Raw genomic sequence first — 26,090 nt, 5'->3', positions numbered from 1 at the left:
TTAGCGAACACCCTCGGGGTGTAACCTGTCAACATGGTCAATCCGGTTATGCCTGATGAGGCAGCCTTGCTCGAGCTGCTCAACTCGGCGCCGATCGTGGACGGCGTACCGACCGATGAGCTGCGCGGTGCGGGCGCGACCGACTGGCTGCGCGCGCACGACATCCCCGGTACGCCGGCCGCGGCCCGCGAGGTCCGTGACGCGATCGCGGGCGTAGTACGGGGTCAGGCGCCGGCGGCTGGTCTGCAGCGGTTCGTCGCGGACGTGCGGCAGGTGCCCGTGGTGGGGGAGTCCGGGGTGGAGTGGAAGCTGGAGGGGACGCGGTTCGCTGCTCGGGTCGTGCTGGCCTGGGCGGCCGTTCAGGGGCGGTTGCGGCCGTGCGAGAACGATGCCGAGTGCACCTTGTTCCTCATCGACCGGAGCAAGGCCAATGCCCGCCGCTGGTGCTCGATGTCAACCTGCGGCAATCGGCTGAAGGCGCGCCGCCATCAGGATCGACTTCGTAGTACTTAGGATCTATTGCTCGTTTGACGCGTCTCGATGACGCGGGCGCAGAGCTCCATCAGCTCGGTCTCGTTCTTCACGATCTGCTTGGCTTTGGGGCCAAGGGCAACGATGTGCTCCTTGGACTCCTGCAGCCTCACGAAGAGGCGCTCCCGCTCGTTTTCGTTCTCGGTGTAGTCCGCGTCGAGGTAGGCGAGCGCGTCGCGGCGGATGTTGGCCATCGCCGTCTGGGTCCGGCCGCGGGTGCTGAACAGCGACGCGAGGATCGTGATCACCAGCACCACCAGGATCACCACCAGTGACAGGCCGGTGCTGATCTCCATCACCTCGATCGGCTCGCCGCCGTTGATGAACGGCAGGTTGTTCTCGTGCAGCGCGTGCAGGATCAGCTTGGCGCCGATGAAGGCGAGGATCGCGGCCAGGCCGAAGGACAGGTAGATGAGGCGGTCCAGGAGGCCGTCGAGCAGGAAGTACAGCTGTCGCAGGCCGAGCAGGCTGAACGCGGTGGCGGTGAAGACGACGTAGACGTTCTGGGTCAGCCCGAAGATCGCCGGGATCGAGTCCAGCGCGAACATCAGGTCGGTACCGCCGATCGCGACCATCACCAGCAGCATCGGCGTCATCACCCGGCGGCCGTTCTGGTGCGTGATCAGCTTGTCGTCGTCGTAGTTCTCGGTCGTCGGGAACAGCCGGCGCGCCAGCCGGACGATGACGTTCTGCGCCGAGTGGGACTCCTCGGTCTGCGGTTTGAGCATGTTGCCGGCGGTGATCAGGAGCGCGAGGCCGAACAGGTAGAACACCCAGGCGAACGTGTTCAGCAACGCCGACCCGAGAAAGATGAAGCCGGCCCGGGCGATCAGCGAGATGACGATCCCGACCAGCAGCACCTTCTGCTGGTTCTCCCGCGGCACCCGGAAGCTGGTCATGATGATCAGGAACACGAACAGGTTGTCGACCGACAACGCCTTCTCGGTGATGTATCCCGCGAAGTACTCCGACCCCATCCCGCTACCACCGATGACGAGCGTGCCGAGCCCGAACAGGATCGCGATCCCGACGTACAGGCTCGACCAGACCGCCGCCTCCCGCAGCGTCGGCACGTGCGCGCTCCGGACATGAAAGAAGTAGTCGAAGGCAAGCAGTCCGACGATCGCCAGAATCGTCAGAACCCAGACCAACCCAGAAGCGCTCATCACCAAGATCCGATCACGAGGGGCGTAGCCGCCCCCACCCAATCACGCCAAACCATCCAATGTCCCCAACCAACCCACATTCCCCACCCTGCTTCCCCCACGCCAGCTCCCGATGGCCGCTCCTACGTCGCGTCCTTTCGTCGCAGGCTCCCGCCCGCCCTGGAACGCGTGCTCCTCCGTTGCCCGCTTTGCGAGAACGCGGTGGCTGGCCGTGCCGTGCCGTGCCGGGTCGGTCGAGTCGGCTCGGTGGTGCTGGTGGATGGGCAGGCCTTGCACCGGTGCGGTGGCGAAGCATGCTGGCTGACCGAGCTGACCGAGCGGGCCACGGCGGCGGTGATTTCCTCTGCACCTGCTCCGTTGGCAGGTCCCGCGTCGGAGTCCTTCGTCGCCCGCGCACGGGTGTGAGTTCAGCTGTCGTGTGCGTGGTGACGACGCAGGTCGGCCGCTCCCGGACGGTCGCGGAGTGGACGGGTGTGGATACGCGACGTCTGAGCTCACCAGCTGTGGAACGACAGCCGGACTCGGTGGTGATCGGCCGGTTGTCAGGCGGTGGGGAGGGTGGTTTCGGCGCGGAGGGCTTCGAGGATTTCTATTTCTCGGTTGATGTCTCGGCGTTTGGACTCTAGGCGGTCTAGTTGGTCGGCCAGGAGTTGCTCCATGACGCCGGTGCGTTCTTCGGGTGGGGACTCCAGGCAGGGGAGTAGTTCGTTGATGCTGACGCTGCAGAGGCCGGCGGCGAAGAGGTGCTGGATCAGGACGACGCGTTCGACGGTGGAGGTGTCGAAATCGCGCCAGCCGCCGGGGGTACGGGCGGCGCGGATCAGCCCGTGCTCCTCGTAGTACCGCAGAGAGCGCGTGCTGACGCCGCTGGCATCAGCTAGTTCTCCGATCCGCATGAGAACCATTCTTGCAGTTGACGCCAGTGTGAGGTTTCACGATGAGGGCCGGGCAACCACGAAAGGACAACGCAATGCACTGGCTCTATCTCGGCGTCGCCGTCGTCTTCGAGATCACCGTCGCGATCGCGGCCAGCAAGGCGCAAGGGTTCACCCGGCCGGGCTGGACCGCGGCGACGCTGGTCAGCGGTGGCGTCGCGACGTACTTCCTCAGCCTCGCGCTGCTCACCTTCGACGTCGGCGTCGGGTACGCCGTCTGGACCTCGGTCGCCGGAATCGGGATCGCCGTCCTCGGCGCGATCCTGTTCCGGCAACGCCTCGGCTGGCGGAAACTGCTCGGTATCGCCGTCATCATCGTCGGAGTCGCCGGACTTCAACTCAGCGGATCGACGCTGTGACGGGGCGGGCACGCGGATGGCTGGTACTGGTACTCGCGGGGGTTTTCGAGGTCGGCTACGCACTGTCCGTCGGCGGAAGTCACGGCTTCACCGTGCTCTCCTGGTCGCTCGTCGCGGTCGTGTTCTTCCTGCTGACGCTGCTCGCGCTCAGCATCGCCCTGCGCACCATCGACATGGGCATCGGCTACGCCGTCTGGGCCGGGATCGGCGCGGTCGGGGCCGCGCTGCTCGGTCCCGTCTTCTTCGACGAGACGCTCACTCCGGCCAAGGCCTGCTGGCTCGCCGTGATCGTCACCGGCGTCGTCTGGCTCAAGCTGTCGGACAGGGTGAGCCGATCTCCCGCTCCCGAGCGGTCGGCGGATGGTTCAGCGACTTTTGACCAAGGCAACGAGGTACCGGGTGGGATCGCTGCTGGGGTTGATGAAGGTGCACGGGGCGGGGGCGCCTAGCTGCAGGCAGTCGCCGGTCGCCAGCTGGTGAAGTACAGGGCCTTCTTGAAAGTGCAGGCTGCCTTCCAGGACCCAGATCTGCTGGTACTTGAAGATGTAGGCGTCCGCTGGGTAGGAGACCTCGGTTGCTGGCGGGAGCTCGACCTCGACCAGCTCGAGCGGGCTGTCGCTGATCGGGGAGATCGCTCGGCGCTGGTACCCGGTCGCCGGGTCGGTCCATACGGGTTGGTCTTCCGCTCGCCGGAGGAGGTCATCGGGACCTCCCTCGGCCCGGGCGACCAGCTCGGACAGCGTCAGCCCGAGTGCTCCTGAGAGCCTGCCCAGCAGTACTGCGGTCGGCTGCGCCTCCCCGCGCTCGATCTTGCCGATCATCGCCCGCGAGACCCCGGACCGATCAGCGAGCGCGTTGACCGACAACTCGCGGCTGAGGCGCGCAGCCTGCACCGTCGCCGCAAGCGAGGCAGAGAGCGGATCATTCATCCTTGCCACTATAGCGTCATCTATGGCTACTATCGTGACATGGGAAAGATCAGGGATGCTTCTCCAGAACTGGATGCCGAGGCCTGCGTGGCGATCTACGCGCCATACGTCCGCGACACCGCCATCACCTTCGAACTCGACCCACCGACGGTTGACGAAATGGCCACCCGGATCGCCACCGCTGTGCAGACGCACGCGTGGCTGGTCCTCGAGGACGACGACGGTACGGTCGTCGGCTACGCGTACGGCGGGGTGCTGAAGCCGCGCGCGGCGTACCGCTGGTCCTGCGAAGTCAGCATCTACCTGGAGCAAGGCCGCCGTCGTACCGGCGGAGGCCGAGCCCTGTACGAAGCCCTCTTCGACCGCCTTACCGCCCGCGGCTACCGCACAGCCGTAGCCGGCATGACGCTACCCAACCCCGCCAGCGAAGGCCTCCACACCGCCCTAGGCTTCGAACCCATAGGCACCTACCGAAAAATAGGCTGGAAACACAACACCTGGCACGACGTCCACTGGACCCAACGCCGCTTGGCGACCACCGACGACCCACCTACTGAACCAACCTAAGAAGCGCGACTGCCACCCAGGATCTTGCTGGTGGCAACTGCTGTCAGACGTCTTGGGGGAGGTTCGAATACCGCGTCGCGCAGGTGTCGCACTGGGGGAGCCGCTCGTGATCCTGGGTTGGGACGAAGTAGACGCCGCACAATGCGCGAACGGCTCGGCCGTCAATGGTGCTGCTGACCAGACCGGCGCGATGTGTGTAGTGGCTTGCTGTCCCCGGCTCGGAGACTGCCAGTTCGTTCGCTTCGCACAGCGCCTTCAGTTCGACGATGCGCTCGGTCCAGGCGCCAGGTTCTGCCATGTTCGAGAAGAGGTGATTTCCGGAGGTGTCCCATCCTTGTTCGGGTGGGTTGATCGAGATCAGCATCCTCGTCTCGAGCTTCGTGACCCATGCGTAGCTGGCGCCTGGGCGAGGCCGAACCTCCACCACGACATCGTCGGTACTGATGTCGCTGTCGCGGACCAGGTCGACCGTCAGCTCGACCTCTGCGAGGTCCCTTGGCTGCTTGGGCGATGGGTGCGGCACCGGGAAGCGGATGCTCCCACCGGTGTGAATCGCTTCGAGCGCTTGGAGGATTCGCCGCTGAAGACCGAGCTCCCACTCGAGCGTTAGGCGCGCTGCGGTCTCTTGCCTGAGCAGGCGCCGGTCATCATCCGTCGGCAGCCACTTCGCTGACGCGCCCGAGTCGTTTTCTCGCTCGACCCGGCGGTAGAAGTCATCCCGGTCCTCATGGCCTCCTTTTGCCAGGCCGGCGACCAGCAGCCAGCAGACGCCGTCGTCGGTGTCCGTCCAGATGCCGCCCCGCCACTGGGAGTTCTTGATCTCCAGCAGCGGGATCTCGACCGAACTCTTGATGGCTCCGGCGTGGTTGTCGTTGTCTGGATCCGTGCCGAAGGACTCCACGGCCTTGGCCACGATGGGGTGGGGAAGTTCGCTGAGGGGATGGAGTCCCGCGTACTCGCGGTCTGCCAGCAGGCGTCGAGGTCGAGCCGATCCCCAGTCCGAGATCAGGTCTTCCTCGAGCACTCGAAGTGTCGGGCGGGCGCGGCGATTGTGCATCGAGGCATTCTGCCGAACTGGTTGCCTACTCGCCGGTTACAGCTCAGCTGCGAGCTCGTCGACTGCTGTCTCGGTCGTCGCACGCTGCTGCGCGAAACGCTCGGCCAGTTCTCGACGGGCCACGTCGCGCTTCTCCTCGAAGGCGAGAAGGTCGCGCATCTCGATCCGTCGGTCACGACCGACATGGTGAAAAGGGATTTCGCCGGCATCGAGGAGCTTGTAAAGGTGCGTACGGCTCATACCGAGGTGCTTGGCCGCTTCACTCGGCGTCAGGGTCTGGCTGGCGTCGCTGACGATCAGGTGAGCGGACTCGCGGACGCAGCGAGCGACGATCAGGAGAGCGTCACGGAGCTCAGGGACAGTGCGCTCCCGAGCGAACTGCTCGAGCTCCTCAAGCTGAGCGGCGGGAATCTTGGCGGTCTCAAAGGTCGTCTTCATAGGCGTCTCACCCGGCTAAATGTCATAAGTGACTCAGATGTCACAGATGACTCTACGGGATCTATGAGGAAGTCTCAAGAGAGGGCTGCCAAGCGCAGCAGGACGAGGACGGTGACAACCTCACCACTCACGTCGATCCGATGCGTGTGAGTCATGGCTCCCCCGATGGGCAAGACGTCAGTACAGACCCATCTCCAGGTTCAGGTCAGTCAGTTCGTCGGCGATGCTGCCCGATGGGTATCGGCCAGCGCACCTTCCGGTTCTGGGGCGCCCATGGTTGCTTCTCCTATGACCGAGCCGGCGATCGACATGTGAAGGGCCGGTATGCGACGCAGCAAACGCAAGTAGCCGCGCAGACGTCTACCCGACGTGGCGCGGCCAGCCACGGAGTTCTCGCGAAGCGGGCGACGGAGGAGCCTGCGTCCCGGGGCGGGTGGGAGCTAGCGACGAAGGACGCGACGTAGGAGCGGCCGTCGGAGATGGCGTGGGGGAACCACAGGTGCCGTCGTCAATGCGGTCGGCGCCACTGAGCCCACTACATCCAGCAGACATGGCACGGCCGACCACGCCGTACTCGCAAAGCGGGCGACGGAGGAGCCTGCGTCCCGGGGTGGGTGGGAGCTAGCGACGACGGACGCGACGTAGGAGCGGCTATCGGAGCAGGCGTGGGGTTAGTTGGGGCGGGTGGTTAGGTGGTGGCGCCAGTCTTCCATTGCTTGTTTTAGGGCTTTGGTTACCAGGGTCAGGAGTTCGGCGGACTTGTCGAAGCGGTCGCCGGCAGGGGTGGTGGGGCCGAGGATCTTGGTGGCCTGGCGGGAGGCGGCGATGAGGGCGTTGTTCATTTGGAGGGATGCCAGGAGGTTGCGGAGCCAGATCTCGTCGTCGATGACGTAGCGTTCGCGGCGTTCGCCGGGGAGGCGTTCGCGGACGAGCATTCCTTGTTGTTCGAGGAAGGCGACGGCGTGGGAGATGGATGCGGGGCTGACGCGGAGGCGCTGGACCAGGTCGGCGGCGCTGAGGGCGCCGGAGTCGGTGATGTGTAGGCAGGCCATCACTCGGGCCTCCATTCTGGGCAGGCCTTGCTGGACCAGGAGGTCGGTGAAGGACTCGGTGAAGTCCTGGACCGCTTGGGGGTCGCGTCCGTAGCTGTTGTCCACAACCAAAGGCGCCGGTGGTTGGGGCTGGTTGTTGCGCCGGGCGCGGGTGCTGGTGTCTTGTTGCGCGCGGTCGGCCTGGTAGTCGTCGGGGCCGCCGTTGCGGGTGACCTCTCGCATGATCGTCGAGGCGGGGCGGTCCAGTCGCCGGCCCAGCTCGGCATAGCCGAGTCCCTCGGCCAGGCCCGCGGCGATCAACCGGCGGTCCTCCTCGGTGAGTCTGCCTCCAGGCATCGGTACGGAGTCTCCTGTCGCGGTCGAAGGACGTCCGCCAAGTATGCATTCACCCTCAGGCCATTGCAATGCAATGCCCCAAAAGCCTTTGCGTTCACCACCATACCCATTGCAAAACAAGCCAAGATCCGCCGCAAATAAGGCAAGCCGGCCAGAAATAAGTATTGCAAGATCTCTGAACGCAATGTAGCGTTCTTCTTGTTCAGAGATTCCCAAACAAAACATCGCAAGGAGAACGACCATGAGCATCACCCTCAACGACCAGGACAAGATCACCCTCCGCACCGCCGCGTACGGCGCCGTCTCGCTGATCGCCGCTGCCGCGAGCAAGCCGCACAAGGTCGCCACCGACGGCACCATCGCGCTGACCTCCGCGACCGGTCTCGTCGGCCACGTGCTCAACGAGAAGTCGAAGGGTATGAACCTCGGCGGCAAGACCGTCGCCGAGATGGCCGACAACGTCCTGCCGGCCCTGACCGCGGCCATGACCCTGCTCAAGGACCAGGCCCCGGCCGAGGCCGACAACTTCCGCAGCACCGTCGTCCTCGCGATCGAGGCGGCGCAGACCCACCAGGGCGCGCCGAGCCCGGTACTGACCGACATGGCTCGCAAGATCACCGGAGCACTCGACGCCGCATGACCCGCACCAACCGTCCAGCAGCAGGAGGAAGGTCTACCTGCTGCTGGACGTGCTCTTCATGGGTGGGCAGGTTCCGCCCGGAGTCGTGACCAGTTCGAAGTGCCAGATCTCGTTGGCCAGCGTCTGGCAGAGCCCGAAGCGGGCGCCCTTGCGGTTCAGCCAGTCGTCGGCGTCGGTCGGCCCGACGTCGACCGCGTTGCCGGTGACGTGGTGCGATTCCTCCGGCGTAGCAACGTACTCGCTGGCCTTCTCCCGGCTGCCGTAGCGCTTGATCGCCTTGTCCAGCAGCTCTTTCTGGTACTCCTTGCTCCGCCAGCCAGTGGTCAGACGAAGCTTGATCCCGGCCTTCTCGGCGGCCCGGGCGGCATCCTGGATCGCCTTCAGCAGCTGAGGATTCAGGTTCGCCACCCCGGGCAGCGAGGTGTCGAAGGGCGACGCGTTGTCAGGCAGTACGCCGTCAGCCGCGCCCGGCTCACCGCGATGCTGCTTGCTCGATTTCACCGAGCCAGGGCCAGAGCCAGGGCCAGAGCCGGTGCCGGAGGCAGCGGATTGCGTGCTGTCGACCGAAGTACAGGCGGCGAGGGCGAAACAGATGACCGCGGCAACGACCGCCGCCGCGACCAGTACGGTGAGCCGGCGCATCTTCTTGCGGGTGGCAACGAGTTCGTCAGGGACCATGGCTCCAGGCAACAACTGAGGACGTTGCCGGAGCGTCAACGTTTCTGGATACGTTTTCGATACACCCGGCCTGCTTCAATGGTGGTCATGCGGGTTCTGGTCGTGGAGGACGAGGTCTACCTCGCCGAGGCGATCCGGGCCGGGCTGCGGCTGGAGGCGATCGCGGCCGACCTCGCCTTCGACGGCGAGACGGCGCTGGAGTCGATCAGCATCAACGAGTACGACGTGGTCGTACTCGACCGGGACATCCCGCCGCCGAACGGTGACGAGGTGGCCCGCCGGATTATCGCCCAGCAATTGCCGGTACGGATCCTGATGCTCACCGCGGCCGGTGAGCTCGACGACAAGATCAGCGGCTTCGAGGTCGGCGCCGACGACTACCTGACCAAACCGTTCGAGCTGCGCGAGCTGGTCGTGCGGCTGCGGGCGCTGGCTCGGAGGCCGGCCGAGTCGGCGCCGACGGTGATCGAGTACGCCGGGGTCAGCCTCGATCCGTTCCGGCGGGAGGTCTACCGGTTCGGGCACTACGTGAAGCTGACCCGCAAACAGTTCTCTGTACTGGAGGTGTTGATGACGGCCAAGGGTGGAGTGATCAGCGCCGAGACGCTGCTCGAACGGGCCTGGGACGAGAACGCCGATCCGTTCAGCAACACGGTCCGGATCACGATCTCCACGCTGCGCAAGCGGCTCGGCGACCCCTGGGTGATCCACACCGTGCCAGGCGTCGGCTACCGGATCGGCGACTCATGAGTACTGCGTCCGCGGAACCTTTGATGAGCTGGCGGCCGCGGTTGACCGTGCGGCTCCGGTTGACGCTGAGCTACGCGTTGCTGCTGGTGCTCGCGGGTGGCGTGATCGGCATCATCATCTACGCCGTGATGCGGTTCGTGCCGAACTACCCGCTGACCGCGGCCAACCCCCACGACCAGACTCCGGTCGCAACGCGCGGCGAGATCCTCGACACCGTCGTCAAGCTGACCCTGTACGCGTTGGCGTTGCTGGCCGCGATCGGGATGGGCGCCGGGTGGATCATCGCTGGGCGGATGCTGCGGCCGTTGCAGGAGATCACAGCGGCAGCTCGGCTGGCCGCGAGCGGATCGCTCGACCATCGGATCAGGCTGGGTGGACCGCGCGACGAGTTCACGGATCTGTCTGACACGTTCGACGAGATGCTCGAGCGACTGGAGCGGGCGTTCACGCAGTACCGGCGGTTCGCGGCGAACGCCTCGCACGAGCTGCGCACACCGCACGCGGTGATGAAGACGATGCTCGAGGTGGCGATCGCGGATCCCGATCATCAGGATGTGCGGGAGCTGGCGCGCCGGCTGGACGAGACGAATCAGCGCGGGATCGACATCGTCGAGGCGTTGCTGGCGCTGGCGTCGCTCGGCAATCGGAAGGTCGAGCTCGAGCCGGTCAATCTCGCGTCGGTCGCGCGGCGGGCGGTCGAGGAGCTGCGACCCGAGGCGGAGGCGGCCGGCGTCACGCTCGGTACGTCGATCGAGGGCTCGATCGTCGAGGGCAACGAGACGCTGCTGCACCAACTGATCGTCAACCTCGGCCAGAACGCGATCCGCCACAACCTTCCGGTCGCCGGTATTGCGCTGTTGACCGTGCAGGCCGATGGCCGGCTGACCGTCGTCAACACCGGCGAACTCATCGACCCCGCCAAGGCCGCCACCCTCACCGAACCCTTCACCCGAGGCGCCCGCCTGGCCAAACGCCAGGGCCAACCCAGCGGCCACGGCCTAGGCCTCGCCCTGGTGGCCGCCATCACCACTGCCCACGGCGGCGCCTTCGATTTGGCAGCCCAACCAACCGGCGGTCTCAATATCTCAGTCCGTCTGCGCCCGGCAACTCCCAGACCGGACCGCCACCACACACCAACTCCGTGACGGGCGTCGGCGTGGCGGCCGCTTCCGCGTGGGAGGGGTGCCTAGGCCGGGGTTTGCCGTGGTTGGTGTGTGGTGGAGGTCCGGTGGACCTGTCTCGGGTGAGGATTGGGGCATGGGTGAGGTGACTGTGCGGCGGGCCGTCGAGGCGGACGAGCCGGCGCTGCTGGCGATCGAGTCGACCGTGTGGGATGCGTCGTCGGGGTTTCCGTCGATGACGCCGACCGACAAGAGCGGGTTCTTCAACGAGCGGAGTGGGCCGGACGCGCATCTGGTCGCCGAGGACGACGGCGAGGTACTGGGCTATCTCCGGCTACAGGAGAAGTACACGTTCCCCGAGGGCAACGGCGTGCTCTCCATCAACGGGGTGGCCGTGGCCAAGGAGGCGCAGGGGCGCGGGATCGGGTCGATCCTGCTCACCGCGGCGACCGAGGAGGGGACGCGCCGCAGCGCCCGCAAAATCACCTTGAACGTTCACGGTACGAACACCGTCGCAAGGCGGCTTTACGAGCGCCACGGTTACATCCTCGAAGGAACCCACCCACGTGAGTTCCTGATCGAGGGCCAGTACGTCGACAAGCTGACGCTGGCCAAGGACCTCTGAGCCAGGGGCTTCTGAGCCAGGGATCTCTGATTACGGGTTCAGCCCGTGCTCCCGGAGCCAAGGCTTCGGGTCGATCGGGCTGCCGCCACCGGGCAGTACTTCGAAGTGCACGTGCGGGCCGGTCGTGTTGCCGGTGACGCCGATCGCGCCGACCTGGTCGCCGGCTTTGACCGTGTCACCCACGGAGACGTCGAACTCCGACATGTGGCTGTACGACGTGACGGTGCCGTCGGCGTGACGGACCTTCACCTGACGCCCGTAGGCGCCCTCGTAGTCGGCCTGGATCACTTCACCCGCCATCACCGAGCGGATCGGCGTACCGATCGGAGCCGCGAAGTCGAGGCCGGTGTGGTTCGCCGCCCAGCGTCCGCCCGCCTGGCCGAAGCCGGCCGTCAGGTGGTAGCCGGTCGTCGGCAGCACGACCTTCGGTGCGGCCGCTGCCTTGGCAAGGGCCTCAGCCTTGGCGGCAGCGGCTGCCTTGGCGAGAGCCTTGGCCTTCGCCGCAGCCTGTGCCTTGGCAGCCGATAGCGCCAGTGCGCGGCGGGCAGTCAGCGTGGCGTTGGCGGTCAGCTTCGCCTGACGAGCCTTGGCGATGGTGGCCGCGTCGGTCTGCGTCTTGCGGGTGGAGGCGAGCGACAGGTCGAAGCGTGCCATGTCCCGCGAGGCGAGGTCACGGCGCTCGACCCGGGCTGCGGTCATCGCTTCGAGCTGGCCTGCGGTGGCGCTGGTACCGGCGCTGGCCGGACCGGCTGAGGGGGAGAGGGCGACGGCACTGGTGCCGGCGGCGGCCGCGAGGGCAGCCGTCAGGCCGACCAGTTGGACGCCACGGACGGAAGTACGGCGGGTCAGGCGGTGCTTCGCCACCCGACGCGCGCCGGCCGGAGTACGACGAGGTGCCGTACGTCCTGCTTCCGACACGTCATGGTGAGGGGACACGAGAGCCTTCCAGAGTCGAGTTGCCGCCAGGGTCATCCCCAGCGGCTCATCGACCATAACGAGGAGGTCACGGTCTCCTCAAACGCACATTGCGATCAGATCACCGAATTCGGTCACGGATGGTAATCAAAACCGCGCCAACTGTCGCCGCTCAGGCGTGGAGGTGACCCGTGGGTAGTTGAATAACGCCGTGACGGGGATCACCTGGGTCATAGCTGTCCGGAGCCCTCCGGACCCGTTATAGGGCGTCCAGAATATGAGAGGTTTGTCGACTGACTTACTTCCCTTTCATTCACATCTCATACTGGGATCATCAGGCCCCAAGGAAGGAGACGGTGATGTCAGAACCAGCCCGGCGCGAACTCGCCTACTACCGTCTCCACATCGATCTGCAGCGCGTCTCCAGCGCCCTCTGTCGGCTCTAGCCGCTCTCTGAGGCCCCCCTTTCCGAGGCAGACCTCCGCCTGAAGCACACGTCTCATGACGGCCCGTGACCGGGAACCGTCCGCAGCGCCGTGCCCGCTACCGGGTTCGGCGTCCCCCGCCTGCCCGCCGCCCGGGAGCTCACTGTGTCGACCACTTCGCTGACCTCGGCCACCGCCGCCACCGACCCACCGCACAGCCCTGCCCTGCAAGACGCCGACCTGCCCGTGATCGGGCGCCGGCACCCCTGGCGCTGGGTCGGCGTCGCCGTCGTCCTGGTGCTGCTGGCCATGTTCGCGCACGGCCTGATCACCAACCCGGGCTGGGACTGGCCCACGTTCTTCCAGTTCTTCACCACCAGGACGATCTTCTCGGCGCTGGCGGTGACGCTGCAGTTGACCTTGTACGGAACGGTTCTGGGCTTCGCGCTCGGCGCGGTGATCGCGACCATGCGGTTGTCCAGCAGCCCGTTCCTGCAAGTAGTTGCCTGGGGCTACATCTGGGTGTTCCGCTCGATCCCGTTGATCGTCCAGCTGCTGTTCTGGTTCAACCTGGCCTATCTCTACCAGGAGCTGAGCATCGGTATCCCGTTCGGACCGGAGTTCGTGCGGTTCAGCACGAACAACCTGTTCGGGCCGCTCGGTGCCGCAGTACTGGGGCTCGCGCTGCATCAGGCCGCGTACGCCGCCGAGATCATCCGCGGCGGCATCATCTCGGTCGACCAGGGGCAGTCGGAGGCAGCGGCGGCCCTCGGCATTCCGCGGAGCCGGCAGTTCTTCCGGATCGTACTGCCGCAGGCGATGCGCTCGATCCTGCCGAACGGCGCGAACGAGGTGATCCAGCTCTTCAAGGGCACCTCGATCGTCTCGGTGATGGCGATCCCGGAGCTCTTCTATCAAGTACAGGTGATCTACGGCCGCAACAGCCGGGTGGTGCCGTTGTTGATGGTGGCAACGGTTTGGTACATCGTCCTCACCACCCTGCTGTCGATCGCGCAGTTCTACCTCGAGCGGTACTTCGCCCGCGGTACCAGCCGCTCGTTGCCCCCGACCCCGATCCAGCGGGTCCGCCGAACCTGGCGGACCCTGCAGGCCAAGGCCACGGCACGACCCGGAGCGGGGGTCGCCTCATGACCGCCATGCTCGACGTCAAGGGCGTGCACAAGAGCTTCGGCACGCTGGAGGTACTGCGTGGCGTCGACCTGGAGGTCCGGGCCGGCACCGTCACGGTGATCCTCGGGCCGTCGGGTTCGGGCAAGTCGACGCTGCTGCGGTCGATCAACCACCTGGAGAAGGTCGATCGCGGCCTGATCCGGATCGACGGTGAGCTGATCGGGTACAAGCGGCGCGGTGACAAGCTGCACGAGCTGCGCGAGCGGGAGATCCTGCACCAGCGCTCACAGGTCGGGTTCGTGTTCCAGAACTTCAACCTGTTCGCGCATCTGACCGCACTGCAGAACGTCGTGGAGGCCCCCGTCTCGGCGCAGCGCCGGAAGCGTCGCGAGGTGGAGCCGGTCGCGCGGGAGCTGCTGGAACGGGTCGGGGTCGGCGACAAGGCCGATGTCTACCCGCGCCAGCTGTCCGGCGGGCAACAGCAACGAGTAGCCATCGCGAGGGCGCTGGCCCTGCGACCAAAGGTGCTGTTGTTCGACGAACCCACCAGCGCGCTCGATCCCGAGCTGGTCGGCGAGGTGCTCGACGTGATCAAGGAGCTCGCCCGGGACGGCTCCACGATGGTCGTCGTCACCCACGAGATCGGCTTCGCCCGCGAGGTGGCCGACACGGTGGTCTTCATGGACGGCGGCGTGATCGTCGAGTCCGGACCACCACACCAAGTTCTCGACAACCCTTCCCATGAGCGCACCCGCGCCTTCATCTCCAAGGTTCTCTGATGAAACGATCCCTGCTCGCTGCCGTCCTGCTACCTGTCGCTCTCTTGGCGGCTTGCGGCGCTGATCCCACTACTACGCAGAACGCCGCCGCCGACACCGGCGGCATCAACACCGCGCCCGAACAGAACCGGGTGACGGCGGCGGCCAAGAACGACGCGGCCGCCGCGCTGTTGCCGGCCAAGGTCCGCGAGCGCGGCACCCTGGTGATCGGTGGCACGGTCGGTACGCCGCCGCTCGGGTTCGTTGCCGATGACAACAAGACCCCGATCGGCATCGAGATCGACATCGCCACCCTGGTCGCGAGCGAGCTCGGGCTGAAGCCGGAGTTCCAGGTGACCAGCTGGGAGAACCTGTTCGTCGGGCTCGACTCCGCGAAGTACGACGTCGGCTTCTCGAACATCACGGTGACCGAAAAGCGCAAACAGAAGTACGACTTCGCCACCTATCGCAAGGACGACATCTCGTTCGAGGCGAAGAAGGGTGGCAGCTGGAAGGTCGGCAGCGGCAAGGACGTGGCCGGTAAGACCATCGCGGTCGGCACCGGTACCAACCAGGAGAAGATCCTGGTCGACTGGAACGAGGCGAACATCAAGGCCGGTCTGCCGGCCGCCTCGATCAAGTACTTCCAGAGCGCGTCCGACACCTACCTGGCGCTGTCGTCGGGCCGGATCGACGCGTACTTCGGGCCGAACCCGAGCGTCGCGTACCACGTCAAGACGAGCGGCCAGACCGAGACGATCGGCAAGTTCTCCGGGGCCGGCGCCTCGCTGCAGGGACTGATCGCGGCGACCACGAAGAAGGACAGCGGGCTGGTGAAGGCCTTCCAGGCAGCGCTGAACGCGGCGATCGCGGACGGCACCTACGCCAAGGTCCTCGCCCGCTGGAACGTCTCGAACGAAGCGGTCGACAAGTCCGAGATCAATCCGCCCGGCCTCCCGATTACGAGCTGAGGACTACCGATGAAGAAGACACTTGTCGCCGGCCTGGGCGTGCTGTTGCTGGCGCTGGCGGGCTGCGCGGATCCGGTCGCTGAGTCGCCGAAGGGCAGTGACGCGTCGGCGATCTCGTTCGACACCTCGGCCGGGCAGTCACACATCACCTCGGCCAAGGTGGACAGCATCGCGGCCGAATTGCCTGCAGCGGTACGGGACAGCGGGAAGCTCGTGGTCGGCAGTGGTTCGGCCGGTGGCGGGCTGCCGCCGCTGGCGTTCACGGCCGATGACAACAAGACGCCGGTCGGGGTCGACATCGACTTCGCCTACCTGGTCGGGAGTGTGCTGGGGCTGCAGGTGGAGATCCAGACCACCAGCTGGGAGAACCTCTTCCTCGGGCTGGACTCCGGCAAGTACCAGGCCGGTATCTCGAACATCGGCGTCTCCGAGCTGCGCAAGGAGAAGTACGACTTCGCGACGTACCGGCTCGGGCTGCATGCCTGGGAGGCGAAGAAGGGGTCGGGCTGGAAGATCACCAAGCCGGCCGACATCGCGGGCAAGACGGTGGCGGTCAGCTCGGGCACCTTGCAGGAGGCGATCTTGCTCGACTGGAACAAGCAGAACGTCGCCGCGGGGCTGAAGCCCGCGAGCCCGAAGTACTACCAGTCGGCGACCGACTACTACCTCGCGCTGGATTCCGGCCGGATCGACCTGTACCTCGGGCCGAACCCGACCGCGACCTACCACGTCGCGACGTCGGGCAAGACCGAGATCGTCGGCACCGTCTCGTCGAGCTACCCGATCCAGGGGTTGGTCGGCGTGACGACCAAGAAGGGCAGTGGGCTGGCCAAGCCGTTCGCGGACGCGCTCAACGCGGCGATCGCCGACGGCAGCTACGCGAAGGTCCTGGCCAAGTGGCACCTGGAGGCGGAGGGCGTGCAGAAGTCACTGGTGAACCCGCCCGGACTACCCAAGAACAAACAGAAGTGAAAGAAGGAGCGGGGGCTACAGAAGTGAGCGAAGGAGCAAGGGGCTAATGGCAACTATCGCGACCATCTCCAGCAGTCCGTCCGACGTGTCCCGGACCGACGCGGTGCTCTCCTATGTGACCAAGCGGCTGACCAGCCACGGACATCGGGTCACGCCGATCGTCCTGCGCGACCTCCCGGCGACGCCGTTGCTGCGCGGGCGGGCCAACGACCCGGAGATCGCGCGGGCGGTCGAGACGCTGGCCGCCGCCGATGCGGTGGTGGTGACGACGCCGGTCTACAAGGCGGCGTACGCGGGGCTGTTGAAGGTCTTCCTGGACCTGCTCCCGCAGTACGCGCTGCGGGGCAAGCCAGTGTTGCCGTTGGCAACGGGCGGGTCGCCGGCTCATGTGCTGGTGATCGACTACGCGCTCCGGCCGGTGCTCACCAGCCTTGGTGCGGGCTCGATCGGGCAGGGGTGGTTCGTGTTGTCGTCGCACATCCGCCTGTACGACGGGGGCGGGCTGCTCCTCGATCCGGAGGCTTCGGTGCCGCTCTATCAGGTGACCGAGGCGTTCTTGTCCACTGTGGAAGGCGAGCAACTGGTGGAGAGCGTTCCCGTGCAGCCGGCCGCGCTTGAGGTGGTACGGGCTCGACCGGAAGACCCGGAGGCCGCGCCTCTACTGGCCGACCTGGTCGTTGAGTACAGCACTCGGTACGGGCGGAGTAACGACCAGATCTTGCTGACCGAGGTACCGCCGTCGGACTTCCATGCTGAGCAAGGCGGCTCGTTCGTCCTGCTGCGGCACGGTGGGCAGACCGTGGCCGGGGGCGCCATTCGGCGGTACGACGACCAGACCGCCGAGGTGAAGCGGATGTGGACCTCGCACCTGCATCGACGACAGGGGCTCGGCCGCCGCGTGCTGGCGGAGTTGGAGGTGGTGGCTCGCGATCTCGGCTATCGACGGCTGTATCTGACCACGGGGCCGCGACAGCCCGAGGCTAGTGCGTTGTACCTGGCGGCCGGGTTCGAGCCACAGTTCGACGTTGATGCTGATCCGGAGTCGATCGGGCCGTTGCCGTTCAGCAAGAACCTGCCTGTGAGCCTGCAGGTGGCGTCATGAGCCGCCGACTGATCACCGCCATCGAGATCGACGGCGCGGGCAGCCATCCTGATGCTTGGCGAGGCGCCGCGGTCGACCCTTCGGCGATCCTGACCGGGGAGTTGGCTCGGCATGCGGTCCAGCGGGCGGAGGCGGCGGGGATCGACTTCGCCACCTTCGTGGACACGTTGGAGGCGCCGGCCGATGAGCCGTCGCGGGTCAGCGTGCGGCTGGATGCGTTGGGATTAGCCGCGCGGATCGCGCCGTCGACCGATCGCATCGGGCTGATCCCGACGCTGACGGTGACTCACACGGAGCCGTTCCACGTACAGGCGTCTGTGGCGACGCTCGACTATGTCTCGGGCGGTCGCGCGGGGTGGCTCGCTGAGGTGTCGACCAGTGCGGAGGCGGCTGCGGTCATCGGTCGACGGGAGCCGGCGGAGGCTGCCGATACGTGGCGGGAGGCCCGGTACGTCGTTGACGTCAGCCGTCGGCTGTGGGATTCGTGGGAGGACGACGCGATCATCCGGGACGCTCCCAGTGGGCGGTTCATCGATCGGGATCGCATCCATTACGTCGACTACAGCTCGCCGGCGTTCTCGATCAAGGGGCCGTCGATCGTGCCTCGGCCGCCGCAGGGGCACCCGCTGACCGTAGTACGGCTGAGTTCTCCGGAGGCACTGCAGGCTGCGGCCGATGCGGATTTGGTGTTGTTGCCGGGGACAACTGATCTCGAGGATCGGCTGGCCGCAGTACGGGCGGCGAGTCTCAATCCGCGGGTGCTGCTCTCAGTGAGTGTGGCGCTCAGCGACGGTCCGGCGGATGGGGTCGATTACGCCGGCGGTGTGGAGGAGCTGGCCGATCTCATCGAGGGGTGGAACGCGGCCGGGCTGGATGGGATCCATCTTCGACCGGCCTCGCTCGAGCTCGACGTACCGGTGATCGCGGAGCGGCTTGTGCCGTTGCTGCGGGAGCGGCGGTTGCTCGGGCCATCCGCCGGTCGGGCGACGTCGTTGCGGAACCGGCTCGGGTTGAGGCGGCCGGCCAATCGGTATGCGGGGAGTGGGCGATGACGAAGCAGATCCATCTGGCGGCGCACTTTCCTGGCGTCAACAACACGACCGTGTGGTCCGATCCTGAGTCCAGGTCGCAGATCGACTTCGCGTCGTTCCGGCACCTTGCGGATACGGCCGAGCGGGGGACCTTCGACTTCTTCTTCCTGGCCGAGGGACTGCGGCTGCGCGAGGTCAAGGGCCGGATCCACGACCTGGACGTGGTCGGGCGGCCGGAGTCGCTGACCGTGCTCAGTGCGCTGGCGGCGGTGACGACGCATCTCGGGCTCGCGGCGACGGTGAACTCGACTTTCAACGAACCGTACGAACTGGCGAAGCGGCTCGCGACGCTCGACCACCTGTCGGGTGGACGGGCCGCGTGGAACGTCGTCACCTCGTGGGATGCCTTCACTGGCGAGAACTTCCGGCGTGGTGGTTATCTCGACAAGGCGGACCGGTACGTCCGGGCGCAGGAGGCGTTGCGGGTCGTGCGGAAGCTCTGGGATTCCTGGTCCTCGGAGCTCGTGCTGGACCAAGACGGTGGGGTCTTCGCTCGTGAGGGCGCTGGGGCCTTCGCGGACGAAGGCGCTCACTTCAACATCCGCGGGCGCTTTGGGTTGCCGCCTTCGCCGCAAGGGCATCCGGTGGTGATCCAGGCGGGGGACAGCGATCAGGGGCGGGACTTCGCTGCTGAGGGTGCTGATGTGATCTTCAGCCGGCATGGGAGTTTTGAGGCGGGGCAGGCGTTCTACAAGGACGTGAAGGCGCGGCTTCCGCAGTACGGGCGGTCCGAGGATTCGCTGAAGATCATGCCGGCGGTGACGGTCGTTGTCGCCGACAACGATCGCGAGGCGGCGGACAAGGCGCAGTACATCCGCGAGCAGCAGGTATCGGGGCCGACAGCGATCGTGCTGGCCGAGCTGTTGTGGGGCCGCGACCTGTCGTCGTACGACCCCGACGGACCGTTGCCTGCCGAGGACCCGGTCGTCGGCTCGGCTGTCACGCAGGGACGCGTCGGCTACAACGACCCCGCCCCCATCGTCGCCGAATGGCGAGCCCAAGCCGAGGCCCACGGCTGGTCCCTCCGCCAAACAGTCATCAACCAGCAAAACCGCCAAACCTTCATCGGCTCCCCGTCAACGGTCGCCGCCGCCATGAACCGCCACGTCCAGGAAGACGCCGCCGACGGCTTCGTACTGGTCCCACACCTGACACCTGGCGGTCTAGACGACTTCGTCGACTCCGTCGTCCCCCTCCTCCGCGACCGCGGCGTCCTCCGCTCCGAATACACCGGTACGACGCTGCGCCACCACCTCGGGCTGGACGCATGACCACGCCGACTGTGCTTCATCCCCGACGTTCCACCGAGGATCCGGCGACGGTGGTGTTCGTCGGTGGTGGACCCCGGACCGTTGGATTGTTGGAGCGGTTCGCCGCCAGCGCTGATGAGTTGCTTGGTGGGCGTGAGGTGGAGATCCATGTCGTCGATCCGTATCCCGCCGGCGGTGGGCGGATTTGGCGGCGGGATCAGTCGCGGTTGTTGTGGATGAACTCGATGGCGTCGGACGTGACGATCTTTACGGACGAGTCGGTGGTGTGTGACGGGCCGATCGTGCCGGGGCCGGATTTGGCGACGTGGGCCAATGGAGTCGGGGCGACGTTGCTGGAGGAGGCCGGGCTGGAGACGGCTGGGCCGATGGATTTTCCGCCTCGGTTGCTGCAGGCGGAGTACCTGAGTTGGGTCTGGGATCGGGTTGTCCGGTCGCTGCCTTCTCACGTGCGGGTGACGACTCACCTTGAGCGGGCCGTCTCGCTCACCTCGGAGTGGGGTAATCGGGTGGAGCTGGCGTCGGGGGAGGTGCTGGAGGCGGATCTCGTGGTGCTCGCGCTCGGGTACCTCGATCGGGCGCCGACGGCCGACGAGGCGGCGCTGGCGGACGCCGCATCGTCGGCCGGCCTGACCTACATCCCGCCTGGCTACACCGCCGACGTCGACCTGAGCTCACTGCGCCCCGCCGAGCCAGTCATCGTGCGCGGCTTCGGACAGGCGTTCATCGACCTGATGGTGCTGCTCACCGAAGGCCGCGGCGGCTGGTATGACGAATGCAGCGGCCGGCTCGAGTACAACCCCTCCGGCAGCGAACCCATCCTGTACGTCGGTTCGCGCCGCGGCGTCCCGTACCACGCCAAACTCGGCTACACCGTGCCCGGTACGACCCCCGTCCCCACCCGGTACCTGACCAAGACGGCCCTCGACGAACTGGGCGACGGCGTACTCGACTTCGCCACCCAAGTCCGCCCGCTCGTCGACAAGGAACTCACCTTCGCCCACTACCAGCAGCTCTTCCTGGCCCACCCGGAGCGAACCGCTTGGCCATGGCAACAGTTCTTCGAGGTGCTCGACAGAACGTTGCCAGCAGCCCCGGAATTCGTTGCAGCAGTCAACGAGGCCGTCCCTTCTCCTGATGACCGCTTCGTCCTGGCCGACGTCGACAAACCACTCGCGGGACTCACCTTCGAGGACCCCGACCAGCTGGATCGCGAACTGGTACGGCTGATCGAGACCGACCTCCTCCGCCGCGCCGACCCCGCCTACTCCGCCGATCTCGCCGTCTTCAACGCCTTGCTGAGCGTCTACAGCGTGCTCTCGGTCGCCATCACCGAAGGCCGCCTCTCCGACGAGGACCGCGTCCGGCACGTCGAGACCGAGTGGCACGGCTTCTTCTCCTTCGTGGCCAGCGGCCCGCCGCCGCGTCGCCTCGAGGAGCTGCTCGCCCTGCACCGGGCCGGCCTGGTCCGCTTCGCCGGACCATCCTTAACCGTTGCTCTACGCAATGACCGGTTCGTTGCCTCCAGCCCGGCCCTGCCTGGGGAGATCGAGGCTCGGGCGTTTGTCGAGGCACGGTTGCCGCGACCGGACGTACTCGCGACCCCCGATCCCTTGCTGACCGGCTTGCTCAAGTCGGGACTGCTCGCCGCCGACGAGTTGATCGCCTCGGACGGTACGAGCCTCGGCGGCGGTCAGCTTAAGGCGGATGGCGAGTGCCGCGCGATCAAGGCCGACGGGTCGGTGCATCCGTCGCTGTTCCTGCTGGGGCCGTCGGTCTCCGGCTCGGCCGGCTCGTCCGGCTTCTCCCGGCCACATTTCAACGGTCCGGGCTTCCGCCAGAACGACGCGGTCGCCCGTCAACTCCTTCAGCTAGTCGCTGTTCAGTCGCAGAAAGCAGGTCGACGTCATGCCAGTTGAGTTCCTCGGTATCGCCGGGACGAACCCGGCCAGCGAGGTCACGCCGCGAACCGGTGGCGCCCTCGATCTCGAGTACACCGCCAAGCTCGCCCGGGCGCACGAGGACAACGGGTGGGACCGGATCCTCTTCGCGTACCACTCGGGCTCGCCGGACCCGTCGCAGGTCGCGGCCTACGTGGCGAGCAAGACCGAGCGGATCAACCTGGTCGTCGCGCACCGGCCCAACGTGGCTTACCCGACGTTGACGGCGAAGACCTTTGCGACGCTGGATCACATCAGCGGTGGGCGATTCGAAGTACACGTGATCACTGGTGGGTCGACGGCGGACCAGGCCGCGGAAGGTGACTTCCTCGCCAAGGACGATCGGTACGGGCGGACGCGGGAGTTCATCCAGATCCTCAAGCAGGCCTGGACCTCTGACGAGCGGTTCGACTTCGCCGGCGAGCACTACCAGTTCGAGCAATTCGTGGCGGACATCAAGCCGTTGCAGCAGCCGCGGCCGCGGATCTCCTTCGGTGGCTCGTCGGCGGCCGCTTATGCCGTCGGGGCGTCGGAGGCGGACATCTTCGCGCTGTGGGGCGAGCCGTTGGCCGGTACCAAGGAACAGCTCGCCACGATCGATGCGGAGGCTTTGAAGGCAGGGCGCCCCAGGCCCACCATCCAGATCGCGTTCCGGCCGATCCTGGCGGAGACGGACGAGTTGGCGTGGGCGAAGGCCGAGCGGATCCTCGGGCGGATCAAGGATGCGCAGGCCGGTGGAGCTGCGCGCGGTCGGTACCGCGATCCGCGCAAGACACCCGAGAACGCCGGCTCCCAGCGACTGTTGAAGGCGGTCGAGGCCGGCGAGCGGCACGACCGCGCGCTGTGGACCGCGCCGACCGGCCTGACCGGTGGTGGCGGCAACTCCACCGCACTCGTTGGTACGCCGGAGACGGTCGCCGCCGCGTTGCTCGACTACTACGACCTCGGGGTGCGGATCTTCTCCGCCCGGGGCTACGACATCTACGACGACGCCGTCGACTTCGGCCGGTACGTCATCCCGCTCGTCCGCGAGGAAGTCGCCCACCGCGAGAACGCCACCCGAGAGGACCTGGCCTCATGACCATCACGACCGAGCAGCAACAGGCCGAGCTGGAGCAGGACTGGCAGACCTGGCATGCGTTGCGCGAGCAGGACCTGAACACCGACTACGGCTGGCTCACCATCGTCGCCTTCAACTGGCTGTCTACTTCACCGTCCGCGCTCCCCGGGCTGCCCGGTGAGTGGTGGACGGCTGATGGTCAGGCGCATGTGACGGCGGCTGAGGGGTTGACGCTCAATGGAGAGCCGTTGGAGGGCAGTGCCTCAGCCAGTGTCGCGGAGGCCGGTTCCCTGAGTTGGCTGCTGCACGGGGACAAGCTGGTTGAGCTGGTACTCCGCGGAGGCCGCTACGCGATCCGTCAGCGCGATCCCCGCGCCACTACCCGGGTCGGCTTCAACGGAGTGCCCACCTATCCGGTGGACCCGTCCTGGGTGGTCACTGGCCACTTCAGTCCGTACGAGGAGCCTGTGCGGGTTGAGGTGACTACTGCTCGGCCCGACCTTCGGCAGCACGTGACGGCCATCGGGACGGTTCACCTGGCGCTGGGCGATTCGGCGTACGAGTTGGTGGCTACTGCGGCGGGGGAGGGGAGGGTGGCGCTGTCGTTCCGTGACGAGACCAATGGGGTCGAGACGGCTCTCTGGCGCACTGTGACCACTGGGCCGGTGCAGGCCGATCGGAGTGTGGTCGTGGACTTCAACCGGACTACCAACCTGCCGTACGCCTTCACCGACTACGGCACCTGCCCAGCGCCGGTGGCGGGCAACCAGCTGGCAGTACCTGTCACTGCAGGGGAGAAGAGGCCGCGGTGAAGTTCTGTACCTACACGCTGATCGACAACTCGCCGGACCCGATCAGCGGGCGGCAGCTCACGACGTACGAGCGGTTCCAGCACGTGGTCCGGCAGGCGCAGTGGGCGGAGGAGCTCGGCTTCGACGGGTACGGGGTGGGGGAGCGGCATGCGCAGCGGTTCATCTCCTCCTCGCCGCCGGTGGTGCTTGCCTATATCGCTGCGTCTACTAGCCGGATCAGGCTGCTCACTACGGTGACGGTGCTGTCGCTGCTGGACCCGGTGCGGGTGGCTGAGGAGTACGCGACGCTGGACCAGCTGTCGGGCGGGCGGCTCGACATCATCATCGGCAAGGGCAACGACCCGGATCAGAACGCACTGTTCGGGTACGACCTCGACGGGCAGTGGGAGCGGAACAGGGAGAAGTACGAGCTACTGCGGCGGCTGCTGCGGGAGGAGTCGGTGTCCTGGTCCGGGACCTACCGGCCGGCCCTGGTGGACGCCACTACCCAGCCGAGGCCGCTGCAGTCGCCCCTGCCGATCTGGCATGGTTCTGCGTCATCCACGGAGTCGACGGAGCTCGCGGCCAAGTGGGGCGAGCCGCTGTTCTCCGCTAACGGCTTCCACCCGATGGAGAAGTACGCAGGGTTGATCCGGCACTACCGGGAGCGCTGGGAGGCGTACGGGCACGACCCGGCCGATGCGGTGGTCGGGGCCGGGTTCAACGGGCTCTACGTGAAGAAGAGCTCGCAGGAGGCGCTGGAGGGGTACCGGCCGATCTTCGACGCCTTCATGGACTCACCGGGGGCCAAGCACAACAAGCTGCCGTTCTCGACGCTGGAGGAGTTCCTGGCGCAGGGGTCGGTGCTGGTCGGGTCGCCGGAGCAGGTGATCGACAAGTTCGGGCGGTACCAGGAGGCGTTCGGGCATGAGCTGTCCGGCGTCTCGCTGGAGGTCTCCGGGCTGCCGGAGGACGAGAACCGGGCCAGCGTCGAGACCTTCGTCACTGAGGTCGTACCGGTACTGCGGGCGTCGTACCCGAGTCGCGTCTGGTCCTGACCGAACTGGGCCGAAAATTGGTCGGAAGCACTCGCCGGACCCGGTATGCTTCTCTGGTCGGAACGAGGGGCCTGCAAGGCGCTTCTTCCCCGATTTCACATCGGGGTAGGAGACCGTGTAATCTCTCCTCGGCCCGCCCCTTTAGCTCAGTCGGCAGAGCGTCTCCATGGTAAGGAGAAGGTCTACGGTTCGATTCCGTAAAGGGGCTCAAAGATCGCATCCCACCTGGTCCGCCGGGTGGGATGGCGGACTTACCCGGCGGGGTAGCTCAGGTGGTTAGAGCACACGGCTCATAATCGTGGTGTCGCGGGTTCGACTCCCGCCCCCGCTACTTCGAGAACGCGATCACTCCAGTTGCGCGTTCCAGACAAAAGAGGCAGTAATGGCTAAGGCAAGCGACGTCCGCCCGAAGATCACCCTTGCGTGCACGGTCTGCAAGGAGCGCAACTACATCACCAAGAAGAACCGGCGCAACGACCCGGACCGTCTTGAGCTGAAGAAGTACTGCGCCCGCTGCAACGACCACACCGACCACCGCGAGACCCGCTGACCTCAGCAGTCTTCACGTCAGGCCCGCTTCGTTTCGCGAAGCGGGCCTTTCGCTGTTCTCAGACGGTGAGGATGGGCTTGCCGGCCGCGTAGGCGGTGAGGCGGTCTTCGCGGGAGGTCAGGCAGCAGGAGCCGCAGACGGTGCCGCAGCCCTTGGTGCTCGTGTAGTAGAGGCAGCAGGTGTTGCGGAGGTAGACGAGTTTGCCGGCTGCTTCGGTGACCTCGCCCAGGCGGGAGAGGCCGGCGGGGGCGTTGGTGATGAAGGTTTGCCAGCGGTCCAGGAGGAAGGACGGGGCTACCGTTTCCTGCTCGCGGGTGGCGGCGCAGAAGGCCATGGCGCAACCTGCGGCGACGCCGCCGTGGAGTTGGCGGAGGCCGGCTCGGGTTCGGCGGTGGAGCTCGGCCGAGAGAGGGAGCAGGTGCTGCGTCAGCACCACGTCGTACAGGGTCTGCAGGTCGCCGGGGAGGAAGTCGGCCGAGCGGACGGCGACGGAGGCGATGCCGTGGCCGTCGTGGGGCTTCACCCAGAGGTTGTGCGGGCGGATGTCGAGGACGCGGCCTTCGAGGGCCCAGAGCAGCAGTGCGGTCGCCGGGGCGCGGCCCGCGTAGAAGGACATCAGGCTGAGCGCGTTCGCGTGGGCCGAGACGTGGTCGCTCGCGTCGTGGTCGCGCTTGAGCAGCTCGGTCAGCTCCGGACCGTCCGGTTCGAGCAGCCGATCGACCCTGAGCCAGTCGGTCCCGCTCGGCTCGCCGATCTCCAGCCCGTACCTCGGGGCGTAGCGGGCCAAACCGGCTACACCTCCCCGTCCTGCCGTCACCTTCGTCCTGACCCTTCCGTCTCGGGAGGAGTGGGTGGCGGCACTCTGGTCACAGTC

Annotated in this window: 30 protein-coding genes and 2 tRNA genes; 23 read left to right on the top strand and 9 right to left on the bottom strand. The window is 66.6% G+C overall.

The features are described from left to right. Positions 1 to 33: 33 nt before the first annotated feature. Positions 34 to 513 (top strand): CGNR zinc finger domain-containing protein, encoded by a 480-nt coding sequence (locus OHA70_RS06455; RefSeq protein WP_328329576.1) that lies wholly within the window; start codon positions 34 to 36, stop codon positions 511 to 513. On the opposite strand, the gene OHA70_RS06450 is transcribed toward OHA70_RS06455, so the two are convergent. Both OHA70_RS06450 and OHA70_RS06445 read right to left on the bottom strand, forming a co-directional pair. Next, the gene (locus tag OHA70_RS06450; protein ID WP_328329574.1) at positions 510 to 1,697 is read right to left on the bottom strand and encodes a TerC family protein; all 1,188 of its coding nucleotides are present in this window, start codon (positions 1,695 to 1,697) and stop codon (positions 510 to 512) included. The two genes, OHA70_RS06455 and OHA70_RS06450, sit on opposite strands and share 4 nt — an antisense overlap. 542 nt (positions 1,698 to 2,239) lie before the next feature. Beyond that, positions 2,240 to 2,593, bottom strand: coding sequence for a MerR family transcriptional regulator (locus tag OHA70_RS06445; protein WP_328329572.1), 354 nt, complete (start codon positions 2,591 to 2,593; stop codon positions 2,240 to 2,242). Between the two features lie 74 nt (positions 2,594 to 2,667). On the opposite strand from OHA70_RS06445, the gene OHA70_RS06440 reads away from it, so the two are divergent. Both OHA70_RS06440 and OHA70_RS06435 read left to right on the top strand, forming a co-directional pair. After that, positions 2,668 to 2,991 carry a DMT family transporter gene (locus tag OHA70_RS06440; protein ID WP_328329570.1) on the top strand — a complete coding sequence of 108 codons (324 nt, stop codon included), beginning with the start codon at positions 2,668 to 2,670 and terminating at the stop codon, positions 2,989 to 2,991. Continuing rightward, positions 2,988 to 3,440, top strand: coding sequence for a DMT family transporter (locus tag OHA70_RS06435; RefSeq protein ID WP_328329569.1), 453 nt, complete (start codon positions 2,988 to 2,990; stop codon positions 3,438 to 3,440). Before OHA70_RS06440 ends, OHA70_RS06435 begins: the two co-directional genes overlap by 4 nt. On the opposite strand, the gene OHA70_RS06430 is transcribed toward OHA70_RS06435, so the two are convergent. After that, positions 3,357 to 3,920 carry a helix-turn-helix domain-containing protein gene (locus OHA70_RS06430; RefSeq protein ID WP_328329567.1) on the bottom strand — a complete coding sequence of 188 codons (564 nt, stop codon included), beginning with the start codon at positions 3,918 to 3,920 and terminating at the stop codon, positions 3,357 to 3,359. The genes OHA70_RS06435 and OHA70_RS06430 overlap by 84 nt on opposite strands. A gap of 39 nt (positions 3,921 to 3,959) precedes the next feature. On the opposite strand from OHA70_RS06430, the gene OHA70_RS06425 reads away from it, so the two are divergent. Beyond that, positions 3,960 to 4,487, top strand: a complete 528-nt coding sequence (locus OHA70_RS06425) for a GNAT family N-acetyltransferase (protein ID WP_328329565.1) — start codon at positions 3,960 to 3,962, stop codon at positions 4,485 to 4,487. Positions 4,488 to 4,530: 43 nt separating this feature from the next. Here OHA70_RS06425 and OHA70_RS06420 read toward each other — a convergent pair whose 3' ends face one another. The 3 genes from OHA70_RS06420 to OHA70_RS06410 form a co-directional block, all read right to left on the bottom strand. Next, positions 4,531 to 5,544: a DUF3039 domain-containing protein gene (locus tag OHA70_RS06420; RefSeq protein WP_328329563.1), complete on the bottom strand. Its 1,014-nt coding sequence runs from the start codon at positions 5,542 to 5,544 to the stop codon at positions 4,531 to 4,533. A gap of 36 nt (positions 5,545 to 5,580) precedes the next feature. Continuing rightward, complete coding sequence (locus tag OHA70_RS06415; protein WP_328329562.1) at positions 5,581 to 5,982, bottom strand: helix-turn-helix domain-containing protein; 402 nt, start codon at positions 5,980 to 5,982, stop codon at positions 5,581 to 5,583. Positions 5,983 to 6,653: 671 nt separating this feature from the next. Further along, the gene (locus OHA70_RS06410) at positions 6,654 to 7,370 is read right to left on the bottom strand and encodes a GbsR/MarR family transcriptional regulator (protein WP_328329560.1); all 717 of its coding nucleotides are present in this window, start codon (positions 7,368 to 7,370) and stop codon (positions 6,654 to 6,656) included. Positions 7,371 to 7,611: 241 nt separating this feature from the next. Here OHA70_RS06410 and OHA70_RS06405 point away from each other — a divergent pair, with 241 nt between their 5' ends. Beyond that, complete coding sequence (locus tag OHA70_RS06405; protein WP_328329558.1) at positions 7,612 to 8,010, top strand: hypothetical protein; 399 nt, start codon at positions 7,612 to 7,614, stop codon at positions 8,008 to 8,010. Positions 8,011 to 8,043: 33 nt separating this feature from the next. Here OHA70_RS06405 and OHA70_RS06400 read toward each other — a convergent pair whose 3' ends face one another. Next, a complete protein-coding gene (locus tag OHA70_RS06400) occupies positions 8,044 to 8,688 on the bottom strand; it encodes a M15 family metallopeptidase (protein ID WP_328329556.1) in 645 nt (214 codons plus the stop codon). Between the two features lie 87 nt (positions 8,689 to 8,775). On the opposite strand from OHA70_RS06400, the gene OHA70_RS06395 reads away from it, so the two are divergent. The 3 genes from OHA70_RS06395 to OHA70_RS06385 all read left to right on the top strand — a co-directional run bounded on the left by OHA70_RS06395 (position 8,776) and on the right by OHA70_RS06385 (position 11,184). Continuing rightward, positions 8,776 to 9,438: a response regulator transcription factor gene (locus OHA70_RS06395; protein ID WP_328329554.1), complete on the top strand. Its 663-nt coding sequence runs from the start codon at positions 8,776 to 8,778 to the stop codon at positions 9,436 to 9,438. A 23-nt stretch (positions 9,439 to 9,461) separates the two neighbouring features. Next, positions 9,462 to 10,583: a sensor histidine kinase gene (locus tag OHA70_RS06390; RefSeq protein ID WP_328329551.1), complete on the top strand. Its 1,122-nt coding sequence runs from the start codon at positions 9,462 to 9,464 to the stop codon at positions 10,581 to 10,583. 112 nt (positions 10,584 to 10,695) lie between these two features. Further along, entirely contained in the window at positions 10,696 to 11,184 is a 489-nt protein-coding gene (locus OHA70_RS06385; protein ID WP_328329549.1) for a GNAT family N-acetyltransferase, read from the top strand. 30 nt (positions 11,185 to 11,214) lie between these two features. Here the strand turns inward: OHA70_RS06385 and OHA70_RS06380 are convergent, their stop codons facing one another. Next, complete coding sequence (locus tag OHA70_RS06380; RefSeq protein WP_328329547.1) at positions 11,215 to 12,102, bottom strand: M23 family metallopeptidase; 888 nt, start codon at positions 12,100 to 12,102, stop codon at positions 11,215 to 11,217. Positions 12,103 to 12,458: 356 nt separating this feature from the next. Here OHA70_RS06380 and OHA70_RS39770 point away from each other — a divergent pair, with 356 nt between their 5' ends. From OHA70_RS39770 to rpmG, 15 genes are all read left to right on the top strand, one after another. Then, positions 12,459 to 12,545, top strand: coding sequence for a putative leader peptide (locus OHA70_RS39770; RefSeq protein WP_442913902.1), 87 nt, complete (start codon positions 12,459 to 12,461; stop codon positions 12,543 to 12,545). A gap of 90 nt (positions 12,546 to 12,635) precedes the next feature. Then, positions 12,636 to 13,676, top strand: coding sequence for an amino acid ABC transporter permease (locus OHA70_RS06375; RefSeq protein ID WP_328329545.1), 1,041 nt, complete (start codon positions 12,636 to 12,638; stop codon positions 13,674 to 13,676). Positions 13,677 to 13,681: 5 nt separating this feature from the next. Beyond that, positions 13,682 to 14,434 (top strand): amino acid ABC transporter ATP-binding protein, encoded by a 753-nt coding sequence (locus OHA70_RS06370; RefSeq protein WP_442913901.1) that lies wholly within the window; start codon positions 13,682 to 13,684, stop codon positions 14,432 to 14,434. Next, on the top strand, positions 14,434 to 15,384 hold the full coding sequence (locus OHA70_RS06365; RefSeq protein WP_328329541.1) for an ABC transporter substrate-binding protein: 951 nt from the start codon (positions 14,434 to 14,436) through the stop codon (positions 15,382 to 15,384). The genes OHA70_RS06370 and OHA70_RS06365 overlap by 1 nt, the downstream gene beginning before the upstream one ends. 9 nt (positions 15,385 to 15,393) lie before the next feature. Further along, positions 15,394 to 16,356 carry an ABC transporter substrate-binding protein gene (locus tag OHA70_RS06360; protein WP_328329539.1) on the top strand — a complete coding sequence of 321 codons (963 nt, stop codon included), beginning with the start codon at positions 15,394 to 15,396 and terminating at the stop codon, positions 16,354 to 16,356. A gap of 46 nt (positions 16,357 to 16,402) precedes the next feature. Continuing rightward, positions 16,403 to 17,458, top strand: a complete 1,056-nt coding sequence (gene ssuE, locus OHA70_RS06355; protein ID WP_328329537.1) for an NADPH-dependent FMN reductase — start codon at positions 16,403 to 16,405, stop codon at positions 17,456 to 17,458. Then, positions 17,455 to 18,510 carry an LLM class flavin-dependent oxidoreductase gene (locus tag OHA70_RS06350; RefSeq protein ID WP_328329535.1) on the top strand — a complete coding sequence of 352 codons (1,056 nt, stop codon included), beginning with the start codon at positions 17,455 to 17,457 and terminating at the stop codon, positions 18,508 to 18,510. The genes ssuE and OHA70_RS06350 overlap by 4 nt, the downstream gene beginning before the upstream one ends. Then, positions 18,507 to 19,820 carry an NtaA/DmoA family FMN-dependent monooxygenase gene (locus OHA70_RS06345; protein ID WP_328329533.1) on the top strand — a complete coding sequence of 438 codons (1,314 nt, stop codon included), beginning with the start codon at positions 18,507 to 18,509 and terminating at the stop codon, positions 19,818 to 19,820. Before OHA70_RS06350 ends, OHA70_RS06345 begins: the two co-directional genes overlap by 4 nt. After that, positions 19,817 to 21,736 (top strand): FAD/NAD(P)-binding protein, encoded by a 1,920-nt coding sequence (locus OHA70_RS06340; RefSeq protein WP_328329531.1) that lies wholly within the window; start codon positions 19,817 to 19,819, stop codon positions 21,734 to 21,736. Before OHA70_RS06345 ends, OHA70_RS06340 begins: the two co-directional genes overlap by 4 nt. Further along, a complete protein-coding gene (locus tag OHA70_RS06335; RefSeq protein WP_328329529.1) occupies positions 21,726 to 22,838 on the top strand; it encodes an LLM class flavin-dependent oxidoreductase in 1,113 nt (370 codons plus the stop codon). The genes OHA70_RS06340 and OHA70_RS06335 overlap by 11 nt, the downstream gene beginning before the upstream one ends. Further along, positions 22,835 to 23,629: a DUF1684 domain-containing protein gene (locus tag OHA70_RS06330; protein WP_328329527.1), complete on the top strand. Its 795-nt coding sequence runs from the start codon at positions 22,835 to 22,837 to the stop codon at positions 23,627 to 23,629. Before OHA70_RS06335 ends, OHA70_RS06330 begins: the two co-directional genes overlap by 4 nt. Next, the gene (locus tag OHA70_RS06325) at positions 23,626 to 24,666 is read left to right on the top strand and encodes an LLM class flavin-dependent oxidoreductase (RefSeq protein WP_328329525.1); all 1,041 of its coding nucleotides are present in this window, start codon (positions 23,626 to 23,628) and stop codon (positions 24,664 to 24,666) included. Before OHA70_RS06330 ends, OHA70_RS06325 begins: the two co-directional genes overlap by 4 nt. 135 nt (positions 24,667 to 24,801) lie before the next feature. Next, positions 24,802 to 24,874: transfer RNA gene (locus OHA70_RS06320), tRNA-Thr, on the top strand. Positions 24,875 to 24,923: 49 nt separating this feature from the next. Next, positions 24,924 to 24,997: transfer RNA gene (locus OHA70_RS06315), tRNA-Met, on the top strand. Between the two features lie 51 nt (positions 24,998 to 25,048). Next, positions 25,049 to 25,216, top strand: a complete 168-nt coding sequence (rpmG, locus tag OHA70_RS06310; RefSeq protein WP_020388160.1) for a 50S ribosomal protein L33 — start codon at positions 25,049 to 25,051, stop codon at positions 25,214 to 25,216. Positions 25,217 to 25,274: 58 nt separating this feature from the next. Here rpmG and OHA70_RS06305 read toward each other — a convergent pair whose 3' ends face one another. Next, positions 25,275 to 26,003, bottom strand: coding sequence for a hypothetical protein (locus OHA70_RS06305; protein WP_328329522.1), 729 nt, complete (start codon positions 26,001 to 26,003; stop codon positions 25,275 to 25,277). Positions 26,004 to 26,090 lie beyond the last annotated feature (87 nt).

Source organism: Kribbella sp. NBC_00382, from assembly GCF_036067295.1.
Taxonomy (GTDB): Bacteria; Actinomycetota; Actinomycetes; order Propionibacteriales; family Kribbellaceae; genus Kribbella.
The sequence above is the reverse complement of the archived record's forward strand: the minus strand, read 5'-3'. Positions and strand labels throughout refer to the sequence as shown.

Bases quoted from the DNA above. Each gene is read 5' to 3' on its own strand.
- OHA70_RS06455 (WP_328329576.1), top strand. From the start codon at position 34: ATGGTCAATCCGGTTATGCCTGATGAGGCAGCCTTGCTCGAGCTGCTC.
- OHA70_RS06450 (WP_328329574.1), bottom strand. From the start codon at position 1,697: ATGAGCGCTTCTGGGTTGGTCTGGGTTCTGACGATTCTGGCGATCGTC.
- OHA70_RS06445 (WP_328329572.1), bottom strand. From the start codon at position 2,593: ATGCGGATCGGAGAACTAGCTGATGCCAGCGGCGTCAGCACGCGCTCT.
- OHA70_RS06440 (WP_328329570.1), top strand. From the start codon at position 2,668: ATGCACTGGCTCTATCTCGGCGTCGCCGTCGTCTTCGAGATCACCGTC.
- OHA70_RS06430 (WP_328329567.1), bottom strand. From the start codon at position 3,920: ATGAATGATCCGCTCTCTGCCTCGCTTGCGGCGACGGTGCAGGCTGCG.
- OHA70_RS06425 (WP_328329565.1), top strand. From the start codon at position 3,960: ATGGGAAAGATCAGGGATGCTTCTCCAGAACTGGATGCCGAGGCCTGC.
- OHA70_RS06420 (WP_328329563.1), bottom strand. From the start codon at position 5,544: ATGCACAATCGCCGCGCCCGCCCGACACTTCGAGTGCTCGAGGAAGAC.
- OHA70_RS06415 (WP_328329562.1), bottom strand. From the start codon at position 5,982: ATGAAGACGACCTTTGAGACCGCCAAGATTCCCGCCGCTCAGCTTGAG.
- OHA70_RS06410 (WP_328329560.1), bottom strand. From the start codon at position 7,370: ATGCCTGGAGGCAGACTCACCGAGGAGGACCGCCGGTTGATCGCCGCG.
- OHA70_RS06405 (WP_328329558.1), top strand. From the start codon at position 7,612: ATGAGCATCACCCTCAACGACCAGGACAAGATCACCCTCCGCACCGCC.
- OHA70_RS06400 (WP_328329556.1), bottom strand. From the start codon at position 8,688: ATGGTCCCTGACGAACTCGTTGCCACCCGCAAGAAGATGCGCCGGCTC.
- OHA70_RS06395 (WP_328329554.1), top strand. From the start codon at position 8,776: ATGCGGGTTCTGGTCGTGGAGGACGAGGTCTACCTCGCCGAGGCGATC.
- OHA70_RS06390 (WP_328329551.1), top strand. From the start codon at position 9,462: ATGAGCTGGCGGCCGCGGTTGACCGTGCGGCTCCGGTTGACGCTGAGC.
- OHA70_RS06385 (WP_328329549.1), top strand. From the start codon at position 10,696: ATGGGTGAGGTGACTGTGCGGCGGGCCGTCGAGGCGGACGAGCCGGCG.
- OHA70_RS39770 (WP_442913902.1), top strand. From the start codon at position 12,459: ATGTCAGAACCAGCCCGGCGCGAACTCGCCTACTACCGTCTCCACATC.
- OHA70_RS06370 (WP_442913901.1), top strand. From the start codon at position 13,682: ATGCTCGACGTCAAGGGCGTGCACAAGAGCTTCGGCACGCTGGAGGTA.
- OHA70_RS06365 (WP_328329541.1), top strand. From the start codon at position 14,434: ATGAAACGATCCCTGCTCGCTGCCGTCCTGCTACCTGTCGCTCTCTTG.
- OHA70_RS06360 (WP_328329539.1), top strand. From the start codon at position 15,394: ATGAAGAAGACACTTGTCGCCGGCCTGGGCGTGCTGTTGCTGGCGCTG.
- ssuE (WP_328329537.1), top strand. From the start codon at position 16,403: ATGGCAACTATCGCGACCATCTCCAGCAGTCCGTCCGACGTGTCCCGG.
- OHA70_RS06350 (WP_328329535.1), top strand. From the start codon at position 17,455: ATGAGCCGCCGACTGATCACCGCCATCGAGATCGACGGCGCGGGCAGC.
- OHA70_RS06345 (WP_328329533.1), top strand. From the start codon at position 18,507: ATGACGAAGCAGATCCATCTGGCGGCGCACTTTCCTGGCGTCAACAAC.
- OHA70_RS06340 (WP_328329531.1), top strand. From the start codon at position 19,817: ATGACCACGCCGACTGTGCTTCATCCCCGACGTTCCACCGAGGATCCG.
- OHA70_RS06335 (WP_328329529.1), top strand. From the start codon at position 21,726: ATGCCAGTTGAGTTCCTCGGTATCGCCGGGACGAACCCGGCCAGCGAG.
- OHA70_RS06330 (WP_328329527.1), top strand. From the start codon at position 22,835: ATGACCATCACGACCGAGCAGCAACAGGCCGAGCTGGAGCAGGACTGG.
- rpmG (WP_020388160.1), top strand. From the start codon at position 25,049: ATGGCTAAGGCAAGCGACGTCCGCCCGAAGATCACCCTTGCGTGCACG.